Origin of the sequence: Pseudoalteromonas sp. TAB23 (genome assembly GCF_000498075.1) — a bacterium.
In the GTDB taxonomy this organism is placed as follows: domain Bacteria; phylum Pseudomonadota; class Gammaproteobacteria; order Enterobacterales; family Alteromonadaceae; genus Pseudoalteromonas; species Pseudoalteromonas arctica.
This window is the reverse complement of sequence record NZ_AUTP01000280.1, coordinates 1-24,535: the sequence shown is the minus strand read 5'-3', so window position 1 is coordinate 24,535 and position 24,535 is coordinate 1. Positions and strand designations below refer to the sequence as shown.

19 protein-coding genes and 1 tRNA gene are annotated in these 24,535 nt (G+C 37.5%); 3 read left to right on the top strand and 17 right to left on the bottom strand.

The genetic code is table 11. The features are described from left to right. Positions 1–10: 10 nt before the first annotated feature. The 6 genes from accD to L654_RS0117395 all read right to left on the bottom strand — a co-directional run bounded on the left by accD (position 11) and on the right by L654_RS0117395 (position 11,141). Entirely contained in the window at positions 11–886 is an 876-nt protein-coding gene (gene accD / locus L654_RS0117420) for an acetyl-CoA carboxylase, carboxyltransferase subunit beta (RefSeq protein WP_007376856.1), read from the bottom strand. Between the two features lie 140 nt (positions 887–1,026). After that, positions 1,027–1,824 (bottom strand): tRNA pseudouridine(38-40) synthase TruA, encoded by a 798-nt coding sequence (truA, locus tag L654_RS0117415; RefSeq protein WP_007584098.1) that lies wholly within the window; start codon positions 1,822–1,824, stop codon positions 1,027–1,029. Positions 1,825–1,972: 148 nt separating this feature from the next. Next, entirely contained in the window at positions 1,973–6,112 is a 4,140-nt protein-coding gene (locus L654_RS0117410; RefSeq protein ID WP_024608609.1) for a FimV/HubP family polar landmark protein, read from the bottom strand. A gap of 354 nt (positions 6,113–6,466) precedes the next feature. Further along, complete coding sequence (locus L654_RS0117405; protein ID WP_007586655.1) at positions 6,467–7,483, bottom strand: aspartate-semialdehyde dehydrogenase; 1,017 nt, start codon at positions 7,481–7,483, stop codon at positions 6,467–6,469. Between the two features lie 48 nt (positions 7,484–7,531). Beyond that, entirely contained in the window at positions 7,532–8,653 is a 1,122-nt protein-coding gene (locus tag L654_RS0117400) for a 4-phosphoerythronate dehydrogenase (RefSeq protein WP_024608608.1), read from the bottom strand. Positions 8,654–8,918: 265 nt separating this feature from the next. Beyond that, entirely contained in the window at positions 8,919–11,141 is a 2,223-nt protein-coding gene (locus L654_RS0117395; protein WP_024608607.1) for a TonB-dependent receptor, read from the bottom strand. Between the two features lie 408 nt (positions 11,142–11,549). On the opposite strand from L654_RS0117395, the gene L654_RS0117390 reads away from it, so the two are divergent. Then, positions 11,550–12,140 carry a LuxR C-terminal-related transcriptional regulator gene (locus tag L654_RS0117390; RefSeq protein ID WP_010553852.1) on the top strand — a complete coding sequence of 197 codons (591 nt, stop codon included), beginning with the start codon at positions 11,550–11,552 and terminating at the stop codon, positions 12,138–12,140. On the opposite strand, the gene L654_RS0117385 is transcribed toward L654_RS0117390, so the two are convergent. From L654_RS0117385 to L654_RS0117360, 6 genes are all read right to left on the bottom strand, one after another. Then, a complete protein-coding gene (locus tag L654_RS0117385) occupies positions 12,130–12,981 on the bottom strand; it encodes a hypothetical protein (RefSeq protein WP_024608606.1) in 852 nt (283 codons plus the stop codon). The two genes, L654_RS0117390 and L654_RS0117385, sit on opposite strands and share 11 nt — an antisense overlap. Then, positions 12,971–15,355 carry a fimbria/pilus outer membrane usher protein gene (locus L654_RS0117380; protein ID WP_024608605.1) on the bottom strand — a complete coding sequence of 795 codons (2,385 nt, stop codon included), beginning with the start codon at positions 15,353–15,355 and terminating at the stop codon, positions 12,971–12,973. The genes L654_RS0117385 and L654_RS0117380 overlap by 11 nt, the downstream gene beginning before the upstream one ends. A gap of 2 nt (positions 15,356–15,357) precedes the next feature. Further along, positions 15,358–15,999, bottom strand: a complete 642-nt coding sequence (locus L654_RS0117375) for a hypothetical protein (RefSeq protein ID WP_225305775.1) — start codon at positions 15,997–15,999, stop codon at positions 15,358–15,360. Between the two features lie 74 nt (positions 16,000–16,073). Then, positions 16,074–16,772, bottom strand: a complete 699-nt coding sequence (locus L654_RS0117370; protein WP_024608604.1) for a molecular chaperone — start codon at positions 16,770–16,772, stop codon at positions 16,074–16,076. 56 nt (positions 16,773–16,828) lie between these two features. Next, positions 16,829–17,305: a hypothetical protein gene (locus tag L654_RS0117365; RefSeq protein WP_010553857.1), complete on the bottom strand. Its 477-nt coding sequence runs from the start codon at positions 17,303–17,305 to the stop codon at positions 16,829–16,831. A 52-nt stretch (positions 17,306–17,357) separates the two neighbouring features. Further along, positions 17,358–17,828, bottom strand: a complete 471-nt coding sequence (locus L654_RS0117360) for a hypothetical protein (RefSeq protein WP_024590965.1) — start codon at positions 17,826–17,828, stop codon at positions 17,358–17,360. A gap of 455 nt (positions 17,829–18,283) precedes the next feature. On the opposite strand from L654_RS0117360, the gene L654_RS0117355 reads away from it, so the two are divergent. Both L654_RS0117355 and L654_RS0117350 read left to right on the top strand, forming a co-directional pair. Then, positions 18,284–19,438 carry a porin gene (locus tag L654_RS0117355; protein ID WP_024608603.1) on the top strand — a complete coding sequence of 385 codons (1,155 nt, stop codon included), beginning with the start codon at positions 18,284–18,286 and terminating at the stop codon, positions 19,436–19,438. A gap of 12 nt (positions 19,439–19,450) precedes the next feature. Further along, positions 19,451–19,858: a phosphate ABC transporter substrate-binding protein gene (locus tag L654_RS0117350; protein WP_024590963.1), complete on the top strand. Its 408-nt coding sequence runs from the start codon at positions 19,451–19,453 to the stop codon at positions 19,856–19,858. A gap of 442 nt (positions 19,859–20,300) precedes the next feature. Here the strand turns inward: L654_RS0117350 and L654_RS0117345 are convergent, their stop codons facing one another. From L654_RS0117345 to glmM, 5 genes are all read right to left on the bottom strand, one after another. Then, complete coding sequence (locus L654_RS0117345; RefSeq protein WP_024590962.1) at positions 20,301–21,926, bottom strand: methyl-accepting chemotaxis protein; 1,626 nt, start codon at positions 21,924–21,926, stop codon at positions 20,301–20,303. Between the two features lie 166 nt (positions 21,927–22,092). Beyond that, positions 22,093–22,177 (bottom strand) — tRNA-Leu (locus L654_RS0117340). Between the two features lie 81 nt (positions 22,178–22,258). Then, a complete protein-coding gene (secG, locus tag L654_RS0117335; protein ID WP_002962769.1) occupies positions 22,259–22,612 on the bottom strand; it encodes a preprotein translocase subunit SecG in 354 nt (117 codons plus the stop codon). 1 nt (position 22,613) lies between these two features. Next, positions 22,614–23,363 carry a triose-phosphate isomerase gene (gene tpiA, locus L654_RS0117330; protein ID WP_024590961.1) on the bottom strand — a complete coding sequence of 250 codons (750 nt, stop codon included), beginning with the start codon at positions 23,361–23,363 and terminating at the stop codon, positions 22,614–22,616. A 71-nt stretch (positions 23,364–23,434) separates the two neighbouring features. Continuing rightward, positions 23,435–24,535 (bottom strand): phosphoglucosamine mutase (glmM, locus tag L654_RS0117325; RefSeq protein ID WP_024608602.1); only part of this gene is annotated, 1,101 nt, incomplete at its 5' end.

The window sequence follows — 24,535 nt, the reverse complement described above, 5'->3', positions numbered from 1 at the left end:
AAGCTGAAATTTACGCTACTCTATGCTCTTGTTCCGTAGAAGGCAAGTTCATAAATTTAGCTAAAATGCGTGCAAGGGTATCGCGCATTTCACGGCGATCAATAATCATGTCAATTGCACCATGTTCTAGCAAAAATTCACTACGCTGAAAACCTTCAGGTAATGTTTCGCGAACAGTCTGCTCAATAACACGAGGACCTGCAAAACCAATTAACGCTTTAGGTTCAGCAACGTTAATATCACCCAGCATAGCAAGTGATGCAGATACACCACCCATTGTCGGGTCGGTCATTACTGAAATAAATGGAAGACCTTTTTCCGTCATTTTTGCAAGTGCAGCACTTGTTTTAGCCATTTGCATAAGCGACATAAGCGCTTCTTGCATACGTGCTCCGCCTGATGCAGAAAAACAAATAAGCGGCATGTTATGCTCTAAACATTGATCAACAGCATCAACAAAGCGAGCGCCAACAACAGAAGCCATTGAACCACCCATAAATGAGAACTCAAATGCTACCGCTGCCACTGGAATACCTTTTAATCGGCCTTTCATCGCCACAAGTGCATCTTTTTCACCACTTGCTTTTTGGGCTGCACTGATACGGTCAGAGTACTTTTTAGAATCTTTAAACTTAAGAATGTCTTTAGGCTCATGTTGTGTACCAAGCTCTTGACGATCACCTTCATCTAAAAAGTGCTCTAGGCGCTTACGGCCACTAACACGCATGTGATGGTCACACTTAGGACATACGTTTAATGACTTTTCTAATTCAGCTTTATATAAAATTGAATCACACGATGTACACTTAGCCCAAACACCTTCTGGGATTTCTTTACGACCTGATGATTTTGTCGTTTTAGGTAAGATTTTTTCTAGCCAACTCATTTGCAACTCTCTTAATACTGTTCTGTGTCGCGAGCCTGCTAATAGCAATTAGCAGACAAATTTTTTCAATTAAAACATGAATTACACTAACGCGGTATAAAAAACTGGTCTTAGTAGTTAAAAGTGCTCATAAAAAGTACTTATACCACATCTATATCAGGCAAAAATAAAGGGCCTAGAGGTGTTTGAGGAATATTAAATTGCTCAGGGTAGTCAACATCCACTAAATACAAACCAGCAGCCTTAGCGGTAGCACTGGCCTTTGCGCGTTCTTTACAATCGAGTAGCTCTTTTATCCATATAGGTTGTTGTTTATGTAAACCAACATCCATTAAGCTGCCTGTGATATTACGTACCATGTGATGTAAAAATGCATTCGCTTTAATATCAATAATAACGTAAGTACCTTGGCGCTGTACCGACAGATGATGAATTGTTCTTGTCGGTGTATTCGCTTGGCAATGTATCGCTCTAAAAGAGGTGAAATCGTGTTTACCTATTAAGTACTGACACGCCTCTTGCATCTTTGTTTCATCAAGATGATGATGAAAATGCGTAACACCCTCGTTTAATACCGCACCTCGTAGGGGGGAGTTATAAATAACATAGCGATAACGACGAGCTGTAGCACTAAAACGGGCATGAAAGTCATCAGCAACCGGTTGGGCAAAGCGAATAGCAATATCTTTAGGCATTAAAGTATTCATACCTAGTGTAAATGCGACCATATCCCGATCGGCTTGCGTTTCAAAGTGTATTACTTGGCCTGTACCGTGCACACCAGCATCTGTACGCCCTGCACATATAACTTCAACAGGATGATTACAAATACGCGACAACGCTTTTTCTACTTCTTGCTGTACGCTATTTACATGTGATTGACGCTGCCAACCACTATAACGTGCGCCGTTGTATTCAACTCCAAGTGCTACTCGCATAATTACCGTTTTACCTACTGTGCTAATGAACGAGGTATTTTATGCTATCTAACGATGCAATAAAAGGAGACCTGTCGTAATCAAACCAATACACATAAAAAAACCCGTATTTAGCTAAGCTAGATACGGGTTCTTATAAACATTTTAATTATTTTAGTTTAGCTTTTAAGCTAAGTGCTTCCTCTTGAACTTCTTCAGGACCTTTGTTAATGACATCCTCAATAACTTTAAGCGCAGAATCAAAATCATCAATTTCAATATAAGCACGCGCTAAATCAAGTTTAGCTGAGTAGCCACCACTTTCAGCATCAACNAAGCCGACATCCATATTAACGTCGGTGTAAGGTTCGTGTTCAAGTTCAGCGTCGTCACTTTCTTCTAACAATGAATCAATATCTACAAATTCGTCATTATCAAGTTGCTCAACATCACTACTTTCAACAAGTGACTCTTTTGTAGTTAATGAATCATCTGTCTCTAAGTCTTCTTTTAGCAAGCTGTCAAAGTCAACATCAAATTCACTGCTGTCATCAACACTTAAGTCTTCAGGCTCTGCTAACTCACTAAGTAATGAATCAAAATCAGTTTGCGTCAAATTCGACATAAACTCTTCATCAAGTTCGTCGTCAGAGCTAATATCAGTGCTACCCACTTCATCTAAGCTTGTTAACTGTGCTTCGCGCTCTGCATTTGTTTGCTCTTGCGATTCGTCTGATAACTCATCAGTTAGCGCTTGCTCTAAACTATCTTCGTCAAATTCAGCATCTAATTCAGAAAAATCATTTTCAATTAAAATCTCATCATCAAAATCATTTTCTAAACTATCTAAATCAGCATCTGCCATAAGTGCGTTTGCTAAATCTTGCTCAGCTTGGCTGGAAGCGACTCCCGGTGCCTCACCATCTAAATCATCCCCTTGTAATTCTTCAGGGGTAAATGGCAACTCACTTTCTAATGTTTCTTGAACTTCATCAAGGTTAAGAGGTTTGATGTCATCTTCTATACTTGGTGGTTCAACAGAATCAACCTCATCATTAATTTCTTGAAGTAAATCGTCATCAAGCGACTCATCTTCAATCTCCGTTTCAGTTTCTAATTCAGAGAAGTCATTATCAATTAATAGTTCATCATCAAAATCATCTTCTAAACTATCTAAATCACCATCTGCCATAAGCGCATTTGCGAGATCTTTCTCTGTTTGACTAAGTGCTACTGCATTTTCATCACCCGATGCATCTCCTTTAAGCTCTTGCGGCTCAAACGAAGGCTCATTCTCTAATAATGATTGATCATCGTCTAATTCAAGTTCAGGATATTCATCCAACTCTTCACTTGGCGTTACAAGCTCGCTATCAAGCTGCTCTTCAATTTCAGTAAGATCTGAGTCATCGTCGCCCGCTAGCGGATCGTCACCAAGATCAACTTCTATTTCTTCAAGATCATCATCAAGCTCATCTAAAGACCAATCAGGTGTTTCTATATAGTCGTCATCAGTGGCCTGTTGTAGCTCACTTAAAAGCTCATCAACGCTCTTTAAAGTATCATCTGTATATTCTTCAAGTGCATCTTCAGGATCAAGAAGCGACTCTGATGTGTCTGAAAAATCATCAACCGTTACATCTATAAGTTCTGGCTCTTCTTCAAACTTAGGCTCTTCTGCAAGCTCTGGCTCTTCTTCAAGTTCTGGTTCTTCTTCAAGCTCTGGTTCTTCTTCAAGCTCAGGCTCTTCTTCAAGCTCTGGCTCTTCTACAAGTTCTGGTTCTTCTTCAAGCTCTGGCTCTTCTTCAAGCTCAGGCTCTTCTAAAGGCTCAAGTTCTTCTAAAAGATCTGGCTCTTCATTTAATGATGAAGCAAGCGACTCAATATCATCAACATTTAATTCTTCTTGAGCATCTGCTAAATCCTCAACTGAGTCTGCTAATGCATTATCAATTTCTGAATCTCTTACATCTGAATTTTTTAGTTCATCATCAATTAGGTTATCTATGTCGTCTAAATCAAAGTCGTCACTTTCCTCAACTAATGAGTCATCTGCAGTATCAACCGCTGCCTCATCAATTAAGCTATCTATGTCGTCTAAATCAAAGTCGTCACTTTCCTCAACTAATGAATCATTTGCAGTATCAACCGCGGCCTCATCAATTAAGCTATCTATGTCGTCTAAATCAAAGTCGTCACTTTCCTCAACTAATGATTTATCTGCAGTATCAACCGCTGCCTCATCAATTAAGCTATCTATGTCGTCTAAATCAAAATCGTCACTTTCCTCAACTAATGAATCATCTGCAGTATCAACCGCTGCCTCATCAATTAAGCTATCTATGTCGTCTAAATCAAAGTCGTCACTTTCCTCAACTAATGAATCATCTGCAGTATCAACTGCTGCCTCATCAATTAGGTTATCTATGTCGTCTAAATCAAAGTCGTCACTTTCCTCAACTAATGAATCATTTGCAGTATCAACCGCTGCCTCATCAATTAAGCTATCTATGTCGTCTAAATCAAAGTCGTCACTTTCCTCAACTAATGAATCATTTGCAGTATCAACTGCTGCCTCATCAATTAGGTTATCTATGTCGTCTAAATCAAAATCGTCGCTTTCCTCAACTAATGAATCATCTGCAGTGTCAACCGCTGCTTCATCAATTAAGCTATCTATGTCATCTAAATCAAAATCGTCGCTTTCTTCTAGAAGTTCATCTTCGTCGAGTAACTCTGCATCAATTGAGTCATCTGCCACATCACTTTTTGGATCATTCGCTTCATCAATTAAGCTATCTATATCGTCTAAATCAAAGTCGTCGCTTGTATCAAGTTCAGCTGAAGTGTTATTTGAGGTATCTAATTCTGTTGATGTTTGATCTAATAATTCATCTATATCAAAATTATCATCATCTGCAAGCTCCTCACTTAAAGCCGCCATTTCATCATGAGACTCTAAGCTATCATCCTCTAAAGCTTCGCTTGTTTGCGGTGCATCAAACTCAGGTAGACTATCGTCTTCATCAAACAAGCTATCTAAATCGTCATTAGTTAGAATTTCATCATTGTTTATTGAGTCATCAGATAAGTCTAAATCAATATCTTCAGCGTTTTCATCTGAAGGTTGATCAAACCCTTGCTGCATAAAAATATCGAGTTCATCATCGTCATCGGTATTTTCATCATCAAAAACAATGTCATCACTTAGTAGACTTTCAAGCTCATCCTGATCGAGTAAATTTTCACCACCTGAAAAATCATCTAGGCCGTCATCTAAATCATCATCAGGCAACATATCATTTTCGAGATTATCATCAAGTTGAACACTCAAGTCATCTAAAGGGTCGGGTACAATTGGATCGTCATTTAAACTTGGGCCTAAATCATCATCGCCAGTGTAAATTGGAGTTTGTGGTAAAAAGTCATCATCGTTTTGTGGCTCTTCTTGATTACTTGCTCGTTTGCGTAAAAACATAACAATTGCAAAAATAATCAGTAGCCCAGGAATAAACATTAATAAACCTAGCACTATCGGATTTGAAAATAATGAGCTTAAATCAAACGATTCTTTTGGTACTATCTCTTGTTTTTTTTGTTGTGCAATAATCTCGTTTTGCTTAACAATTAGTTCTTTTAACTGATTTTGAATTTCACTGTCTTGTCCTAACTGTAAGCGTAAGTTTTCGAGTTCGTTTGAAATACCTGATAATTGTTTTTTAAGATTATTATTCTCAACTAAAATTTCTTCTACATTGCTTACAGAATTTTTAAACTGTTGTTGTAACTCAACAAGCTTAGTACTTTGCTCTGTTTTTATTTCATTTAATTCTTTCTGTATCTCTTTTTTGGCATCGTCTACGTCGACTTTACGAGCTTGAGTTACTTTTGTTTGTGCTGAGGCAATTTCGCTTTGCGTAAGTGTGCCATTTTTTTTCTTTTCCCATAATGCATCATCTTGCTCAGAACGTTGCTTTGCAAGCTGTGTATTTACACCTTTTATTTCGGCTAAAGTTGGGATTTTTAAATAGGCACCATTTTGAATATGGTTAAGATTTTGTTCTAAAAATGAGTTGGGGTTTTTGTTATACAAGGCCTGCATAACTTGATAAATGCTGACGGAGTTATCTGGGCGCACTTTAGCCGCTATACGCCAAAGTGTATCAGTTGGTTTAATTGGCCCAATAGATCGCCCTTGCGCACCATAGTCAACGCCTTTAGGCCCCTTTAATTGGGTACTGTCTTGAGAGTAAACTGGCGTTACTATCAATGCAGACGCTAATATAATAAGTGTAACTAAACCGCGCATGCTGATCCTTTAATATTTAAATATTAACAAAACACTTAAAGCTTAAGTGCATAAATATTGTTGATTATTGCTGTTATCAGCCAAATGACTGACTCGCATTTATTATTACAATCTATTTTTATTGCAAGCTCTATTCCAATTACAAACTATAAACCAGTTAAGGCTTAATATCCATCGCAACACCTTGAAAATAAATGCCTTAAAACATCTTTATAAATATTAATTTATTGAGTGTTATCAATCAGTTTTTACACTTTTAAAAATAAACGGCAAAAAATTGACAAGCTCTATAAACAAAAAGCGGCAAACAAATAATGTTTACCGCTTCGAAAGTGTGTTCAGCGCTATTAACTATTACATGTAATTAGCAATAAGCTCTTCTGCAATTTGAATACTGTTAGTTGCAGCACCTTTGCGAGTGTTATCACTTACAACCCACATGTTTAATCCATGAGGATGAGAAATATCAGCACGTAATCGGCCTATATAAACAGTATCGTTACCACTAGCGTCAGACACTGCTGTAGGGTAATCACCTTCATCATCAATTAGCTCGACACCAGGCGCGTCTTTTAAAAGTTGCTTAACGTGTTCAAAGTCATAAGGCATGCGCGTTTCAATATTAATTGATTCTGAGTGACCAAAAAACACGGGAACACGTACACATGTAGGATTTACTGCAATAGTGGTATCACCCAAAATTTTATGAGTTTCATTTACCATTTTCATTTCTTCGCGTGTATAGCCATTATCCTCAAAGCTATCAATTTGAGGAATAACGTTAAATGCAATTTGCTTTGGAAATACTTTATTATCCATAGGGCGTGCATTCATCAAGTTAGCTGTTTGCTTTGCAAGTTCATCAACCGCTTCTTTACCTGCGCCCGATACAGCTTGGTAAGTAGATACGTTAATACGGTCTATTCCGTAAGCATCATAAATTGGTTTAAGTGCTAACATCATCTGAATAGTTGAACAGTTAGGGTTAGCAATAATATTACGATTCCTAAAATCAGCTAGGCTTGAAGCATTAACTTCTGGCACCACTAGTGGGATTTCAAAATCATTTCTAAAGTGCGATGTATTATCGATTACAATACAGCCGGCATCAGCAGCAATAGGAGCATATTTTTCAGATACACTACCACCAGCAGAAAACAAACCTATATGCGCTTGGCTAAAATCAAAGCCTTCAACGTCAAGTACTTCAATGGTCTCACCACGAAACTTTATGTCTTCACCTGCGCTGCGGCTGCTCGCAAGTAAAAAAAGCTGATCTACAGGAAACTTACGATCTGCTAGCGTTTCAATGATTTGACGGCCTACTAAACCAGTAGCGCCAAGTACGGCAACGTTATATTTTTGCGACATATTTCTTCCTCTATAAACGACATTAAAACAACATCGTTAGTTAAATAATTATTTAGCTATGCTAAAGCCAAGTTGACTAAGTGCTGCTAGTTGTGGGCTATCACCTTGTAGGAATAAGGTGCTAAATTCTCGCCTTACCGGATAGTTTTTACGTAAACTATCAAAGCCCTCACCTTCTAAATGACGAAGTAAAATTCCGTCATCGCGGCGTACGTCATAAATTAAATGCACCAAACGGGCAATATCTTGCTCGCTAAGGCTTTGCGTAACAGTTGCATTTGTAATAGCAGGTATTGGTAAAAAATCATCCAACGATTTACTCACCTCTACACCTTTTAAGTCACACAATTTTTGATACAACATTTGTGTACCTCGTGCTTTCCCCTCAAGTGTATGCCCTGCGATATGCACACTGGCATAACGCACATGCTCTAGTAATTCAGTTAGAATATTGGGCTCTTTTTCCCATACATCAAGTACTATATCTAAATCAGCCCCAGCTTCCATTACCTCAAGCAATGCTTGATTATCAATTACGTCGCCTCGGCTTGCATTAATTAGCGTGGTTCCTGGCTTAAGTGCTTGTAACCGCTCTTTACCCATCATGTGCAGCGTTTTGTGCTCGCCACTTTTGATAAGTGGAACATGAAAAGTAACAACATCTGATTGCGCTAATAACTCATCAAGCGCTACATGCTCTTGTAGTAAGCCCTGTTCGTACTTAATTGGATCGCATAACAGTACGTCGACATTTAATGCTTTTAATTTTTGCGACAAACACGTGCCAATGTTACCCATTCCTACAATACCAATTGTTTGACCACACAATGGGCGCGCATTTTCTTGGCTTAATGCAAATAAACTACTAATTACATATTCAGCTACAGCAACTGCATTACAACCAGGAGCACTAGTAAAAGCAATATTTCTGTCATGTAGTAATTGCGTATCAATATGGTCAATGCCAATTGTGGCAGTGCCCACAAAGCTCAGCTTGTTAGCTTGTGCCAATAGTTCATGATTAACATTAGTCACTGAACGAGTAAGGAGTACATCTACATTTATTAATTGTTCAGGCGTTAATTTACGACCATCAAAACGCTCAACCTCACCAAAGTCTGCAAAGTACTGCTCAACTAAAGGCATATTTTGATCGGCAAGAATTTTCATCACTGAGTCCGTTTGGCAATTAAGTGGCGCCATTGTAACGAACAACCAAGCCTTTACACAAACTAAAAAGGCGCATTTTAGCTGATACAAATACTTAAAAGTGGTTATGTTGATTGTTTTAAATCAGCAATTTAAATTAGGGATTTAAATTATGCGGATAATAATTTTACTATTGAATATATAAAGGCCGAATCACAGCATGATTAGGCCTTTATTATGAAAAATAAACTTCAATTACATTGAATTTTATTTACTTGATTTTAGTTTATAGCTCAAAATCTTTTTTGAATTTCAAACCAAATTCACTGCGGTCATTACTGCGCATTACACCAACAAAACCTGATTGTTGTAGGCGACCAACATCGTAAACTTCGTTTAGAACGTTTTCACCATACAGTGTAACTTCCATATCGCCATATGGATTAGTGTACGAAATATTAAAACCAACTAGTTCACGAGAATCAATAGTCTCACTTTGGTTGTAAACTGATTGACCTTGCATTTCACTGCGATACGAATAATTAGCATTAAACGCAAGTGTTGCGCCACTCTCTAAATCCATAAAGTAAGAAGGTGCAACCATGACAGTCCAGCGTGGCGTCAGTGCTGGTGAATCGCCTTTACCTATGCCTTGTACGCCCTCAGCCACTTCTGTTATTTCAGAATCTAAATAACCAACTGCACTACGAATAGTAAAGTCATCGGTAATAGCAACAGTTGTTTCAAGCTCAATACCTTGCGCTTTAGATTGACCTGCATTTTCTACAATTGTTACAAAGCCACCACCCGCTGTTGGATCTGAAAACGGCAATGCTAAATCGGTGTAATCAGTCACAAATACCGCAAGCATCATAGATACATTTTCGTGTACTTGGCCTTTTAAGCCCATTTCGTAGTTAATCGCTTTTGTTTCGTCAAACGATACAAATTGATCTGGTCCACCAAATGGACGCGGTGGAAAACCACCTGTTTGATAGCCTTTTTGAATCTGGCCATAAACATTCATATTATTACTAAGCTGATAAGAAGCATTTACATCCCATGTAACTGCATCAAAATCAGCACTTACATATTTACGAGTTGGAAATGATGGGAATATAGCATTTGCATCTTTCTTATCTTTTGAATAACGAAGGCCACCACCTACCGTTAAATCGTCAGTTAAATCGTAGCTGGCATTTATATATGCTGCATACGAATTAGTTTCTTGGTTAATTTCAAATTCGCCGTAACCGCCAAATGATTCTGTTACACCATCATTCAACAAGCCATTAGGTGTATTAAATGGGCTGAATACAAATGGGCCTGAACGTGTAAAGCCATCTTCATTAAAAAAGTAAAGACCAGATACAAAGTCCATATTATCGAATGTTGCATTTAGCTGAACTTCAAATGAGTACTGATCAGCACCGCCCTCCTCTGGAAACTCAGACAAGTTTAAAGGTGATGCATCATCATCTAGGCCACCTTCATACTCAGATGTACGGTAGCTTGAGATAAACTTAGTGGTATAAGTATCGTTAATTGCCCAGTCGGCTGAAAACGATGTGCCCCAACCTGAGTAAGAGGTAGATTCAATACCTGCAACAGTTGTGCCTAAATCATCAGGGTCTGATGGAATTAAATCTTGAGTCAATAATGGGAAGTCGCCATTAAAAACATCATTTGAGTCTAGTGGGTCTGTCAATTCAATTGTATAAGGCGATTGGCCAGATTCGTTATCAACACCATCTAAAGAAAAAGTGAATGCTAAGTCGGTATTTGCTTGCCATTTAAGTGCAACACGACCACTAAATTCTTCTTCCTCACCAATTTCTTTTTCTGGGTTTGCTAAATTAACAGCTTCGCCCACACCATCACGTGTTTTGTACGATGCACTTGCAGACATACTTACATCATCTGTTAGTGAGTTATTAAAATAAACATCACCGGCAATACGTCCACGACTTCCCAGCTTAGCTGTAGTAGTAACAATACCTTCATCACCAGGTTGCTTTGTAATTACATTTACAGCGCCACCTAATGTATTACGGCCATATAAAGTACCTTGTGGGCCACGAAGCACTTCAACACGCTCAACATTAGGTAATGATAAGTTAGAACCCATTTGACGACCTAAGTACACACCATCAAGATACACACCCACACCCGGATCGGTAGTTATTATGTGATCTTGCAAACCTATACCGCGGATAAATACAGACGCATGCGCAGAATTGCCCACGCCATAGCGGGTAATATTTAAATTTGGAACATATTTACCAATATCTTCTAGGTTACTCATATTGGCTTTATCAATTAGGTTAGCGCCAATTGAAGTGATAGCGGTTGGAGATTCAAACAGGCTCTCTGTACGTTTACGAGCTGTGACTTCTATCTTTTCAAATGCGTCTTGTTTAGCTGTTGTTTTAGTTTCTTCGGCGTTTACAGAGGTAGTGAGTGCAGCAAAAATTGCTAGACTTAGCTGTGAGAGGTTACGTAATTTCAAAATATTCTCCAAAGGATACCGTGTGATTTAGTTATGCATTTATACTTAAGAGTATAAATTTCAGGCATAAAAAAAGATGCGTAATGCATCTTTCCTCTGGATGGGTATTATATGACAGAATTGTGAAGAAATGTATAAATTATTTAAATAAATGCATAAAGAATAAAAGCAATTTAGGCATTGTTGGCTTTAGGTGGATTATCATAAATAAAGAACATTAATATCAACCTCACTAAAAAGCTGTTTTAAAACAAAAAACCGCATAAATACAATTTTAAAAAGCACATAAAACGTATTTTACACATGTACTTTAGTGTATAAAAAAAGAGCTACAACACATTCTCCTATCATTGAAATTAACTAAAAATAAGAATATAGTACTAAAATGTAGTCTATGGATAGAATATTATGAATATTGAAAACACAGCTGATAAAAGCCTCAAATGCTTCACAAATCCAAATTACACTTCACTTTTTTGTGTTGCAGCTGACTTCAACGTTTTACTTGTTAATTATCAAGCTTTAAACGTCATTACCAATTATGAACTTATTAATCAATTCATGCTAAAAAATGGTCACCAAGGACTGGTAATTTTTGATGTGCCAAAAGACTGCGATGTACTAGCATTAAAAGAGTGGCCAAATTTAAAAGGATTGTTTTACGAAGGCACTGACGAAGTACTACTTCAACAAGGATTAGAAGCCATTGAACAAGGAAAGTTATGGTTCCCTCGTGCAGTAACCGATGATTGGATGAGGCAAATGCTAGCGAGTGAACAACAAACTACGCTGCAATCAAACAACTTAACCTGCAAAGAAATGAAAGTATTAAACTTATTATTTTCTGGCTTACATTCAAGTGCAATTGCCGACACTTTATTTATAAGTGAAGCTACTGTTCGCGTCCACCTACACAAGGTTTACCAAAAAATTGCTGTAAAAAATAAGCAACAAGCATTACTTTGGTGTCAAAAAAACTTAAATAGAATTAATAGTTAAGTGGGCTTATTTGAAACCTTATTATGTCAGAATATTCACCGGCAGCTTGCCTTTCAAAATCATTTAGCTGAATTTTTAAAGGTAATAAATAAACGGTTTGCCCTGAATATGAGAATTTATGTTGTGATACGTTATTTAGTTCAAGCCAACTTCCTGCCAGATCTAGACTGTAATTAATTGCATATTTATCTCTATAGAGACTGTGTATTAATTTACCATTATTATCTGAACTTACAGATAATTGAATATCTGAATTAGTAACAACTTGTAAACTAGGTAACATAGTGTATTCCTTACCCGGTATTAGCTCTCCCAAATTAATAGTATTTGAAAATGTATTATACCCAAGTACAGAAAGACTTGTTCTAGGCGCAATATTTTCTTGAATGCTATATTCTCGTTCATCTAACAACTTGCTCCCCTGATCGTATAATTTCATTTGGAGTCTATCTGTATAGACACCAGCTTTAATCGGCGTTCCTGATGGTATTAGTAATGACAATATCGTCGAAGAATTAGTAAAGCTCAACTTTAAAGTTGATGTGCTAACTAACCGACTCTGTATACTTTGCATTTGGTACGGAAGACTTTGAAATTGCCCTTTCAACTGAGCTTGGTTCTCACTTGTAATCAAGAGCTGTAATTGACAACTCTCATCATTAATAACGCTTATACGTAGCTCTTTCTTAGAGTCTACTTGCTGTAAGGCATGGTAGCTTTCAAAATCATCATAAATATGTTCAACCTTATCGAACCTAGCAGCACATTGCGCATGAATTAAAGGCGTAAAAATAAATAGTGCTAAACCACCCAATAATAAACTTACTTTTTTATTGTACATAAATAGCTCCTTTGCGCTGTAATTGTTCACCTTCAGATACTTCAATCGTAAAATGTGACTTTTCTGCATTCTTAAGTGTAATTTCATAATTACAGGCGGTTAAACCTGTTAATGCAAATCGTCCTTTTTTATTCGTAAAAAATGTATGCTCTTTCTTACTACTATTATCTAAACAAATAGCCGTTCCAACCTGTAACGATAGTGGCTTTTTTTGTTGGTCGTACAGCGTTGCAATGACTGATATGTTAGCGGCAGTCCCTATTGTAATTGCATGACCCGTTCGATAAGGTGAATAAAGAGTAATAATACCAGAACCTATATCATACCCTGGCGCTAAGTTATCAATATCGACTGCAACGTTGGTTGAGGCGTATGAACTTATATCGTTCAATAAAATAGTCTCGAAGTCTTCATTATCTGCCCTATATTCATCTTCATATTGCCCCAATATAACTTTTTTTCCTTTAAGGCTAGAGTGAGGTTTTACTAAAGCGAAGCTATCGTATATGGGTTTCCCAACAGCCCAACTCTTATCTGCAAATGCTATACTTGACGCCAAGCTTAATCGGCTCTGATGGTAAGCTGAGTCCTCATTAAATTGCTCGTAAAAACTCCCATGATCAAAGTTCATAACAAAACGATTCGCGTTATATTGAGTATTTAAATCAAAAATAGCTTCATTTTGATCATTTTTTTCAAGCCCAGCTCTTATGTTCAAAGCTCCAACATAGCGCTGATTACTATCTTGAGAGAATTCTAAACGTGTTTTGTCACGCCTAGATTGGTGAGATAATTTAGCCCGTCGAGTATTAGAAAACTTATAAGTGACAGACAACCTTACATCCCATTGACTTTCTTCAGCGAGACCCTCCCACTGCCCACCTAAACTATATCTCCATTGGCTATTATCGATCTCACCAGAAAGACTAACCCCAATTGATTTATCAAATTGAGCTTCATCATATGACCTTGATAAGCTTGTAAAAAAAGATGTTTGCGTATTATCGCCCCAAAAAAAACTATAATTAGCCTGAATATAATGCTCTCTTAAGCGAGAACTAGATTGAGAATCAGGCCGATAACCAAGGCCTGTAAAATATCTTGATGAGTATTCATAACCCACCGTAATGTCAGTGTTATTATCACTATGATTTCTATAGTTACTATAAACAATGCGATAAGCATGGCCTGTTTTTTCATTGAAACTTATCGCATTTTCAAACGCAATCTGTCCAATTTTAGCTGCATAAATATTTTTAAAACCAACCTGCTGAGAATACTCATCACCCTGTACTGCCGCACCCGCTGTCCAGCTAGGTGTAATGCCATNCTCGTCGTAATCATAATCTAGCTCACTACCTAAGCGTGAAGGAACGCCTAAATGAAACTCATATTCAAGTTGCCCTTGAGCAAAAAGATCTAAACCTGTCGTTACGTCAAAATCAACAAAACGCACAACTCCTGCTATATCAGTGATCCTCAAAGTAATATTATTGCTTCCTTCATTAAGGGGAATATCATCAAGAGAATATATACCTGCGGCTAAATTAAGTTTTTGTACTATCCGCTCGCCAACTAACACCTCTACAGAGGATGGACTCTCTAAGGTAAAGCTACGAGAAGCACTGGGTCTGATAGGTCTGTCAGAAACTAGCGAAAAATCATGTGAAAGCGACAAACCTAGTACCCGTGCTGTTGATTGAAAATAACTACCTGAGCTATAATTATCACCGACTGATATACGTAACCCACTAAGCGGTAGGTCATGTATTATACGAGTACCTAAGCGCCTAATATTTGATGAAGTAGGAGCTACTTCAGATAAATACTCCACTTCGTTTTCTAAAACCCAGCCTTCCCAGCTCACTACCATTTCAGAGCGAATAGCTAAGAGCTCATCTGTTGTGTCCTCGCCTTTATCTTGCTGATAAAAATAACTTGAATAAGCATTAACAAATCCACTTAGTTTAGCGGGTTCCGATGCTGTTAAATTCCTTGAATCAGATTTTAAACTTAGCTGTTGAGGGCGAGTCAGTGTAAGAGGTACTGATATTTCTAAGCTAAAATCACTCATATCGAATGAAATATTATATCCAAATGACTCTAATGCTTTTGTATCAATGACATTCTTATTAACTTTAGACTCTAAAGAATCAAAATCTTCTGAAAATAAAAGTCGTTCGAATGAAACTTTAATTTCACTCCATTTGAGTGATAAATTATCATTTGGGTCAACTGCAAGAGTTAATTTACCAATAGCATTTTTATTCAGTTCTGCTTCAACACTGAGTTCGATGGTTCTTTTAGACGGGTTAATTTTTGAATAACATAATTGAGTAAAGCTCAATAAAAATATGCATAATAAAACTCGCATAACTAGCGAGCCAGCACTAAACGTAGATGATTTAAACTTCCTTCCTGTAAAGATTGTGGCATAGGGACTTTTATGACACTGGTGCTATGAGGAGCAAAAAAAACATCGTATCCGTTTGCTTTTAATTGATCTTTTAAAATTCGATCGCTCAGGGTTTTATTTTTAGTGATTTTTATTTCATAATCACTTAATCGTCCTGCCCCTTTTCCTTCATTTAATACTTCAGTGACGATAAAGCCATCCTCGACATGAGGTTCTTTTATAGTCAGTTTAGGAACTAATCGAGGTTGATCCAAATGAACAATTAAATTTACATTTAACAGCATCGTAAGTTGTGACTGTTTATTTATAGACTGGTTTGCAATGGGCTGCTCAATCAAACTAACTTGATAGCTTTTATCTGTACTAGGAAGTTTTTTATCTAACCACCTAAATTGCAACTGCTGGCTTTGCCCTGGTTGCAAAAATAGCGATGGAGGAAAAACCCACAATGGAGAGTCATCTAAAGAAATTAATTTAGGCGTGCCTTGAGAAAAGTCAATTTCGTAAATTTGGATATCAAAAGCAATGTCTCTTGGTAACTGATTGTGAACCAAGCTAGAAGCGTTACTTGAACGACTATCAGGGGAGAAAGTAACCACCATAGGCGTTACTTCTACAGCAAAGGTCGGTGCAATTACAATTACATATATAAGAAAGTAACTGCATATCCGCAGCATTAAAAATTGACCTCTAGATCACTGCTTGCTGCATTAAATTTTGTTGGAATTTTTATTGAGACCTCACGGCTAGATTTTGGTAATAAAATTTTTCCAGTCAGTGCTTTACTCAATTCAGCCCCTTCTAATAATAGCTCTTGATCATCGCCTTTAATAAGCCACTGTGCCTGCGATAAGCGAATATATTTATTGCCTGTATTTTCCAGAAGCACATTCCATGTTTCTGTATCTACTTGGCGTTTATTTTTAATTAATAATTTTGCCTCAGCACCTTTAGGCACCACATTAAATAAAGTCCTAAAGCTAACTGACATACCAACGCCTGACTGCCCCGCTTTCTCTAAATCAACAGATACCTGATCAATGGCTACACGGTACGCTTTCGAATTTTCTAATATTGGTTCCCCAATATATCGAACAATTACTGATTGACTTTTCCCGGACGGAATAATTGTAGTCATAGGAATAATTAAAAAGTCATCTTCGTTCGCTTTTAATGTTTCATCACCGTTAGGTGCAATTAATAAATCAAAAGCAGATATTTCGATAGTTAAAGGACTGTCTGAAGGATTTGATATGCGAATTGTCTGTTGTGATTGGCTACCTGATGATTCAAGCTCTGCGACCATTGGTTTAACTTGAAAAGCCAGTGTAGAATAAGAGCTGAGTAAAAGTATCATTAAAAAGATATAACGCATATAGAGTCCCTCCTGCTAAATTAAAAGGCAGTAATTACTGCCTTTTATTATGCTAATTAGTTAGCTGTTATTGCCAACATCAGCGTATCTGCATAAGTACCGGCATAAACAGGCTCTTGAGTCACAGTTAATAAAATATTACCTGTGACTCCTCCTGCAGCAAGCGTTGACGAACCAGGCTGACTTTGCGATTCTGTCTGATCATTTTGACCATTTTCAGCTGAAAGTGTAAAATTAAATGCGTCTGCAGTTAACATTGCTGTGTAGCCAACACCTTGATTTTCTTGATCAGCATTCTGTAAATGCCCTTCAGATGTCGTTAATGACATAGTAGCACCATCGGCATCGTTACATTGCAAATCAAAGCCTACGTTTTTAGTCGCACCATTTGTTAATGTTTGGAAGAATTGTGTTGTGTTAATATTACTCACTGCACAAACCGATGACACTGCACCACCAACATTAAGGTTTTCAGCAAATGCTGCGCCAGATGTTAGAGTTGCAATTGCTGATAACACGATTAACTTTTTCATTTTAATATTCCTTATCCATGTGACATATTTGTTTATATTTTATAGTTAGTGTTTACCAAACTCCACCAGATACAACCGATGGTGTCATTTCTATGCGAAGCACATCCTGGTAGCTTCCGGCATAAATTAAAGGCTCATCTAGTTTTAACTGTAATTTAGCTACACTGTTAAATAAAATCTTATCAACATCAAAATTGTACATAGATTTGAGCTCAAGTGCTGTTGCGGAAACGTCGCTTGAAACGCCCTCTATTGACCAATTAATATTATAAGCATTTATTTGAGTACTTTGCTGGTGGCGCAGGCCACCATTTTCAGATTGCATTGATACTCGCATAGGTGAATTACAATTAATCACTAGCTTTGTACTCGCAAGGCCATCTGAAGAAAACTGAAGGTTGTTATTTTGAGTAGTAAAGCCGCACACTGGTGAAATATGACCTACCAGAGTTAAACTTACTTCATCATTACTGAATGCATTCATTGCAAAGCAACATAATAAAAACCAAGTTAGCTTCTTCATCAGCGCCATTTCCTTTGAACAACCTAGCTAAGACAGGAGTAATCTTATGATAAAAACACCGTTTAGAAAGTTTCTATTTGCTTATATCTAGCTTTACTTATTAATAATTTCGACTATGCAACACTATAAAATATAAACATTTAAACTAAATAACTTATGTAAAACACTTATAATTAAATGTTAACAAATCTATATGGTAGTAAATGCAATACTTACGGCTTGTAAGTTACATTAAGACGTTATAAACAAGAATCACCAATCGTATGCTTTATATCCAACCCCAGTACTAAACATTTTTAAACACAAACATTCGCACCTGATTAATTTAAAAAACAAAATAATATTGACTAAAAATTAAATAAAAACTTTAAACCATTCTGTTTATTAGATAAATACTCGTTATGCACTTATACTAATAAAGAAATCAACATGTAAATAACAAATAGGAACAACATATGAAAAAGCTATCTGTAGCAGTGGCTGTATGTGCAGTTTTAGCATCTAGCTATGCTAGTGCTGAGGTAAGAATTAATGGTTTTGCATCAATTGTCGGTGGTAAAAGTCTGGAAGATGATCGCGGCCGCTATGGCTATGATGATGACATTTCGTTTAAAAATGAAAGTGTGTTTGCACTGCAGTTATCTACTGACTTACAAGAAAAATTAAGTGCGACAGCACAAATTGTAGCTCGTGGTAATAATGATTTTGATGCAGAATTTGAGTGGGCTTACTTAACTTATGAATTTAATGATGAGTTTCAATTAAGCGCTGGTAAAATGCGAGTGCCTTTTTACCGTTATTCTGACTTTATTGATGTAGGTTATGCATACCGTTGGGTGCGTCCACCAGAGTCAGTATACAGCATCCCTTTTTCTACTTACGAAGGGTTAAGCTTACTTTATAATTCGCAACTTGGTGACTGGGATTCTACAGTACAAGTCATTTATGGTAGCTTCGATGGTGAAATTGAAGCCGTCACTTACCATGATAAAGCTGAATTAACTGATATCGCCGGTATCAATTGGACGCTATCTTATGACTGGTTTAGTGCACGTGCTGCTTATTTAATCGCAGACACATCAATAGCACTTGGTCAGAATGATACTGACGATATAGTTGGTGCTCAAATAAATGAACTTGAAAACGTATTGCGTCAAAGCGGGTTAACAGCACAAGCAGATGATCTTGATATTAATGAAGACGACGGTACGTTTATTGGCATTGGTTTTTCAATTGATTATAACAATGTGTTATTTGATGCCGAGTATACTCAATTTGAAGTTGACAATAGCCTTTTAGCTAAACAGACTCAGTATTATGCTTCTGTTGGTTACAGAATGGATGACGTAATTGTACACTTCACTTATGAAGATAATGACGATGAGCATGAGTCCTCTCGTTACAATCAAATCCAAGCTATCCCTTCACTAAATAGTGATCTAAACAGCGCATTAGATGGAGTTAAATCACAAAGTAATGTGTATACAATTGGTACGCGTTATGATTTTCATCCTTCCGCTGCTTTCAAGATCGACTTTAGTCGTTTTGAAGATGACATAACTGATACAGAGACGGATGTTGTAGCTGTTGGTGTAGATCTTGTCTTTTAATTGGAGCTTATGATGAAAAAATTAATTTTAGTAAGTGCACTTTCATTGTGCTCAATTAATGTATTTGCAGAAGTTGCTGTGATTATTAATCCAAGCAATGCTAGCTCTGTAGATGCTGACACAATAAAAAAGATTTATCTGGGAAAAAGTAAGTCATTTAGTAATGGCGATAAAGTTAATCCTATAAATCAAGACGGTACATCTGTAGCTGATGAATTTAACGACAAAGTAGTGGGTAAGTCTAGCAGTCAGTTAAATGCATATTGGTCAAAGCTTGTATTTACAGGTAAAGGTACCCCGCCTGAAAAACTAACATCTGACCAAGCTGTTATTGATTTTGTTGCAGCTAATGGAAATGCAATTGGCTATGTTGATAGCGCTAAAGTGACCGATAAAGTAAAAGTTATTGCGACCTTTTAGCAGTGAAATTGATATAAAAAACCACCCAGAGGTTAATACAGATAGGTTGAGAAATATTTAACTAATCGATAAACCGGCCTTCGGGTTCCTTTATGAAGGCTTCTGAATTTATTCAGAGGCCTTTTTTTGCAACCCACTACAACACTTTCTCTAGCCAATAGCTACGCACCCAATTCAGAAGACTTCTGTCAACTGAGTGTTACGACGTGTGCAATTAATATTATTAACTTAATTCAGACTATGTTTATTGAGATCTCAGGGAGCATCCCTAAATAAATAGAGCAATAGTAAGCTAAAGTAGAGCATCACATATTACTAATAAAGCGAGAGTGGACATATACTAGGTATGTCAAACCAATTATCCAAACAAAAAAGCCAGTCAGCGGTTAACTAACTGGCATCAACCCTAGGGTAGATTTTTATACTGGCTCAGTACTAAGCTTTACTCGATTCTAAACTTAGCGGTTGCATCTAATAGGTTATCAGATAGGTAATGTAGGTTTTTGGCTACGTCGCGTACAGCAAGTAATGAGTCCATAGTATCTTCGAACGATACATGCATATTTGACACATTATCTACTACCATAGCTGCAACGGATGTTTGTTCTTCAGTTGCTGCTGCTATTTGCGAATTCATACCATTAATTTCTAACATTTGCTCTGCGATTTTCTCTATTGAAATACCTGTTTTTTCTGCGGCTGTAGCATTATCTGTTGCCATATCACGTGCTGAAGTCATAGCAGCTACAGATTCATTTGCGGCAGTCGTTAATGATCCCAATAGTTCACGTATTTCATTAGTAGAATGTGCAGTGCGAGAAGCCAGTTCACGAACCTCATCTGCCACTACAGCAAAGCCTCTTCCATGTTCACCTGCTCGTGCAGCTTCAATAGCAGCATTAAGAGCAAGTAAGTTTGTCTGATCTGCAATAGACGTAATTACATTCAAAATCTGCGATACATTTTTTGTATCGTCCGCAAGCTTATTAATAGTCCCTGCAGCTCGATTAATTTCATCACTGAGCGTACGAGAAGCGGTAACTGACATCTGTACTTGTGTACGACTTTGTTCAACTTCTTTCTCGGCCGTTTCAGCAGCGTGAGAAGCGTTAGCAGCAGATTCTGATATATCACCAACACTCTGCTTCATTTCTTCCATAGATTGCTTAACAATTTCAGCATCAGTGGTTTGCTTTGTTGTAGCACGCTCAGCTTGTTCCATACCTTGAACTAGTCGTGTTGAGTTTTCCATTAAAGGCTCACATACAGCAATAACTTCAAGAACTGTTTCTCTTAGTAAGGAAATAAATGCGTTAAAATTAATAGAGACTTGGCCAATTTCGTCTTCTGAGTTAACAGATAGCTGTGTGCTTAAAGAACCATTGCCGCTTGCTAATAAACTAAGGTTGTTAGCTGCATCACTCGCAGATGAACCTATATTCTTAGCAATCCAAATAGCCATAAACAATAATAAAATTAATGAAATAATGGATACAGCTAACATTAGAGTTAATGCTTCATCAGAGCGCGCTTTAGTGTTGGCAACCAGTTCAAAAAAACGATTATCCGCTTTTTGTTGAGCGCCTTTAAAACTTTCTAAAACAGATCCATATAAACTTGTTTTAAGCTGCGCTTGTTGCTGAATCTTACTAAAATCAGCAGTACCGTTAACCATACCTGTAGCAATACTTGAGGATATTTTTTCATAATCTGACAACTCATTAATAATATCGTTATTAATGTAGGAGTTATTAAGCTGCGTTATTAAGGTAATATTAGACTCTAAAGTTTGATATACCTCGTCTGCTTTAACGATAAGGTCTTGCTCACCAAACGTAACCGCTTGGGTATAAAGTTCATCAAGTTTTTCTAAAAGCCCTACGTTTTGCGACGTTATTTTTACAACTTTATACGATGAGTTACTCATTTCATCGAGAGAAACCTTATTATCATTCATAGCTAAATAGTTTATCAATACGATCACTATAAAAGCCACTACCGCAATGCATGTTATTGCATGTATTTTTTTTGTTATGCTTAGGTTTTGAAAAGAGAAGCCTGAAGCCATACNTCGGCTTGATATCTATAAGTGTGAGCTAAATTTGTAATATTTCTAGTTTTTTCTAACAAATAGAAGGATTATTTAACAACAACCACACACTGTCCAAAAAACAATCACAATAAATTACAGATACAAAAAAACCAGTAACATCACTGCTACTGGTTTCTAAATTTGGTGCGGATGGGGGGACTTGAACCCCCATGCCCTAAAGCACCACCCCCTCAAGGTGGCGTGTCTACCAATTCCACCACATCCGCATTTTTTAAGCTTTCGCTTAATTGTTAAACATGTGATTTATTTGAGGACTATAAATCGTTTAACGATAGCTTTACGCTAAATTAGTTTGGTACGTCAGAGCTTTGCTCTTTAGTAGATGTTACTGGAACATCTTCTTCAACAGGAACTACTGTTTCTACTGCTGGAGCTGCTTCTAGGTTTTCCCATTCGTCAGTCTTTTTAATTTGACCAGCAGTTAGGTTTCCTAACACAATGCTTAATACAAAAAATACCGTTGCTAAGCTTGTGGTTGTTTTTGTCATAAAGTTACCTGCACCTGACGAACCAAAAACTGTGCCTGATGCACCAGCGCCAAATGAAGAACCCATATCTGCGCCTTTACCTTGTTGAATTAAAACCATTCCAACTAGAGCCAAAGCCACAACTAAATAAACTACTAATAAAATTTCGTACATCTTATACAGTCCCTTTTGCACTGTTACAGATTGCAGTAAAAGATTCTGCTTTTAGACTTGCGCCGCCAATTAAGCCGCCATCTATATCTGTTTGTGCAAATAATAATTCGCTATTTTTTTCATTAACGCTACCACCATATAAGATGGTAAGCCCTTGTGCTAAATTGCTATCAAGTGATGCAATTTTGTCACGGATAAATTTATGAACAGTTTGTGCCTGCTCTGGCGATGCAGTCTTACCTGTGCCTATGGCCCAAACGGGCTCGTATGCTATCACAGAATCTTTCAGTGCTGCTACACCTAATTTCTCTATTACTGCATCAATTTGTGCAGCAACTACTTGTTCGGTTTGGCCGTTTTCTTGCTCACTTTCGCTCTCGCCTACACATAATATTGGTGTTAACCCAACTTGCTGTGCTCTAGCAAACTTTTCAGCGACTGTTGCATTACTTTCGTTATAAATACTGCGGCGTTCAGAATGACCAACGAGTACGTAAGTTGCACCTAAATCTTTTATAAGCTGCGCATCAACTTCACCAGTATATGCGCCAGGTGTATTTTCAGAAACAGTTTGAGCTCCTGTAGAAACACCGCTAGCTACCATTGCTGGTACAAGTGGGAATGGAGGAAATAAAACAATGTCCATCTCTTGTGATTTTACATCGTTAATAGCGTCAGACATTTGTTTAACTAACTCTAAAGAGCCATTCATTTTCCAGTTGCCTGCGACCATCGCCTTGCGTATTGCCATTATCCACTCCACATTAGAAAGCGGGCGAGATATTAACTTTTCTCGCCCAAAGTTACAAGAGATTATTGTTATTAATCAGTTTGTTTGCTCATAGATTCTACAACAGCTGCAATTTTTTGAGCGCTGTCTATTACAATCTTTTCTTGCTCGGCTTCAACCATAACACGAACCACAGGTTCAGTGCCTGACTTACGCAGTAAAACACGGCCTTTATCGCCTAAAGCAAGCTCTACTTCTGCTACAGCTGAAAGCACTTCTGGTGCTTTTGTCGGGTCAGTTCCAGCTGTATAACGCACGTTAATCATCTTCATTGGATACTTGGTAAAACCAGCGCCTAAGTCTTGCAATGTACGATTTTGTGCAACCATAGCAGCAAGTACTTGTAAGCTTGAAATAATACCATCACCCGTGCTAATTAAGTCTAGATTCAGTACATGGCCTGAGCTTTCACCGCCAATTTTCCAGCCTTTTTGCTGTAGTAATTCCATAACATAGCGATCACCCACTTTACTGCGAGCAAACTCGATACCTTTTGCTTTTAAAGCGTTTTCAAGACCCATGTTAGACATAACAGTACCAACTACACCACCACCCAAATTATCATCTTGGGCTGCTTGGCAAGCAATAATATAAACCAGATCATCACCATCAAAAACACGGCCATTATGATCAACCATCATCACGCGATCACCATCACCATCGTATGCAATACCTACGTCGGCTTTAAATTCAAGCACTTTACGTTTAAGGGTATCTACGTGAGTAGCGCCACATTCATGGTTGATATTAACGCCGTTAGGCTCACACGCATGTGTTATTACTTCTGCGCCAAGTTCACGCATAACAGAAGGTGCAATATGATAAGTTGCGCCATTTGCGCAATCGACAACAATTTTAAGACCTTCTAAAGACAGGCCTTGCGGGAACTGGCTCTTACAAAACTCTATATAGCGGCCATCCGCACTGACTAAACGCGATGCTTTGCCTAATTTATCTGAAGCAACACATGTCATTTGCTCATCAAGCATCGCTTCAATTTCAAGTTCTACTGCATCATCAAGCTTTAAGCCTTGACCATTGAAAAACTTAATACCGTTATCGTAATACGGATTATGTGAGGCACTAATTACAATACCTGCCTCAGCACGAAATGTTTGCGCTAAATAAGCAAC

Coding starts and splice junctions, on each gene's coding strand:
- L654_RS0117345 (WP_024590962.1), bottom strand. CDS start 21,926: ATGGCTTCAGGCTTCTCTTTTCAAAACCTAAGCATAACAAAAAAAATA.
- truA (WP_007584098.1), bottom strand. CDS start 1,824: ATGCGAGTAGCACTTGGAGTTGAATACAACGGCGCACGTTATAGTGGT.
- L654_RS0117405 (WP_007586655.1), bottom strand. CDS start 7,483: ATGTCGCAAAAATATAACGTTGCCGTACTTGGCGCTACTGGTTTAGTA.
- secG (WP_002962769.1), bottom strand. CDS start 22,612: ATGTACGAAATTTTATTAGTAGTTTATTTAGTTGTGGCTTTGGCTCTA.
- L654_RS0117355 (WP_024608603.1), top strand. CDS start 18,284: ATGAAAAAGCTATCTGTAGCAGTGGCTGTATGTGCAGTTTTAGCATCT.
- tpiA (WP_024590961.1), bottom strand. CDS start 23,363: ATGGCAATACGCAAGGCGATGGTCGCAGGCAACTGGAAAATGAATGGC.
- L654_RS0117370 (WP_024608604.1), bottom strand. CDS start 16,772: ATGCGTTATATCTTTTTAATGATACTTTTACTCAGCTCTTATTCTACA.
- L654_RS0117375 (WP_225305775.1), bottom strand. CDS start 15,999: ATGGTGGTTACTTTCTCCCCTGATAGTCGTTCAAGTAACGCTTCTAGC.
- L654_RS0117365 (WP_010553857.1), bottom strand. CDS start 17,305: ATGAAAAAGTTAATCGTGTTATCAGCAATTGCAACTCTAACATCTGGC.
- L654_RS0117385 (WP_024608606.1), bottom strand. CDS start 12,981: ATGTACAATAAAAAAGTAAGTTTATTATTGGGTGGTTTAGCACTATTT.
- L654_RS0117360 (WP_024590965.1), bottom strand. CDS start 17,828: ATGAAGAAGCTAACTTGGTTTTTATTATGTTGCTTTGCAATGAATGCA.
- accD (WP_007376856.1), bottom strand. CDS start 886: ATGAGTTGGCTAGAAAAAATCTTACCTAAAACGACAAAATCATCAGGT.
- L654_RS0117400 (WP_024608608.1), bottom strand. CDS start 8,653: ATGAAAATTCTTGCCGATCAAAATATGCCTTTAGTTGAGCAGTACTTT.
- L654_RS0117390 (WP_010553852.1), top strand. CDS start 11,550: ATGAATATTGAAAACACAGCTGATAAAAGCCTCAAATGCTTCACAAAT.
- L654_RS0117350 (WP_024590963.1), top strand. CDS start 19,451: ATGAAAAAATTAATTTTAGTAAGTGCACTTTCATTGTGCTCAATTAAT.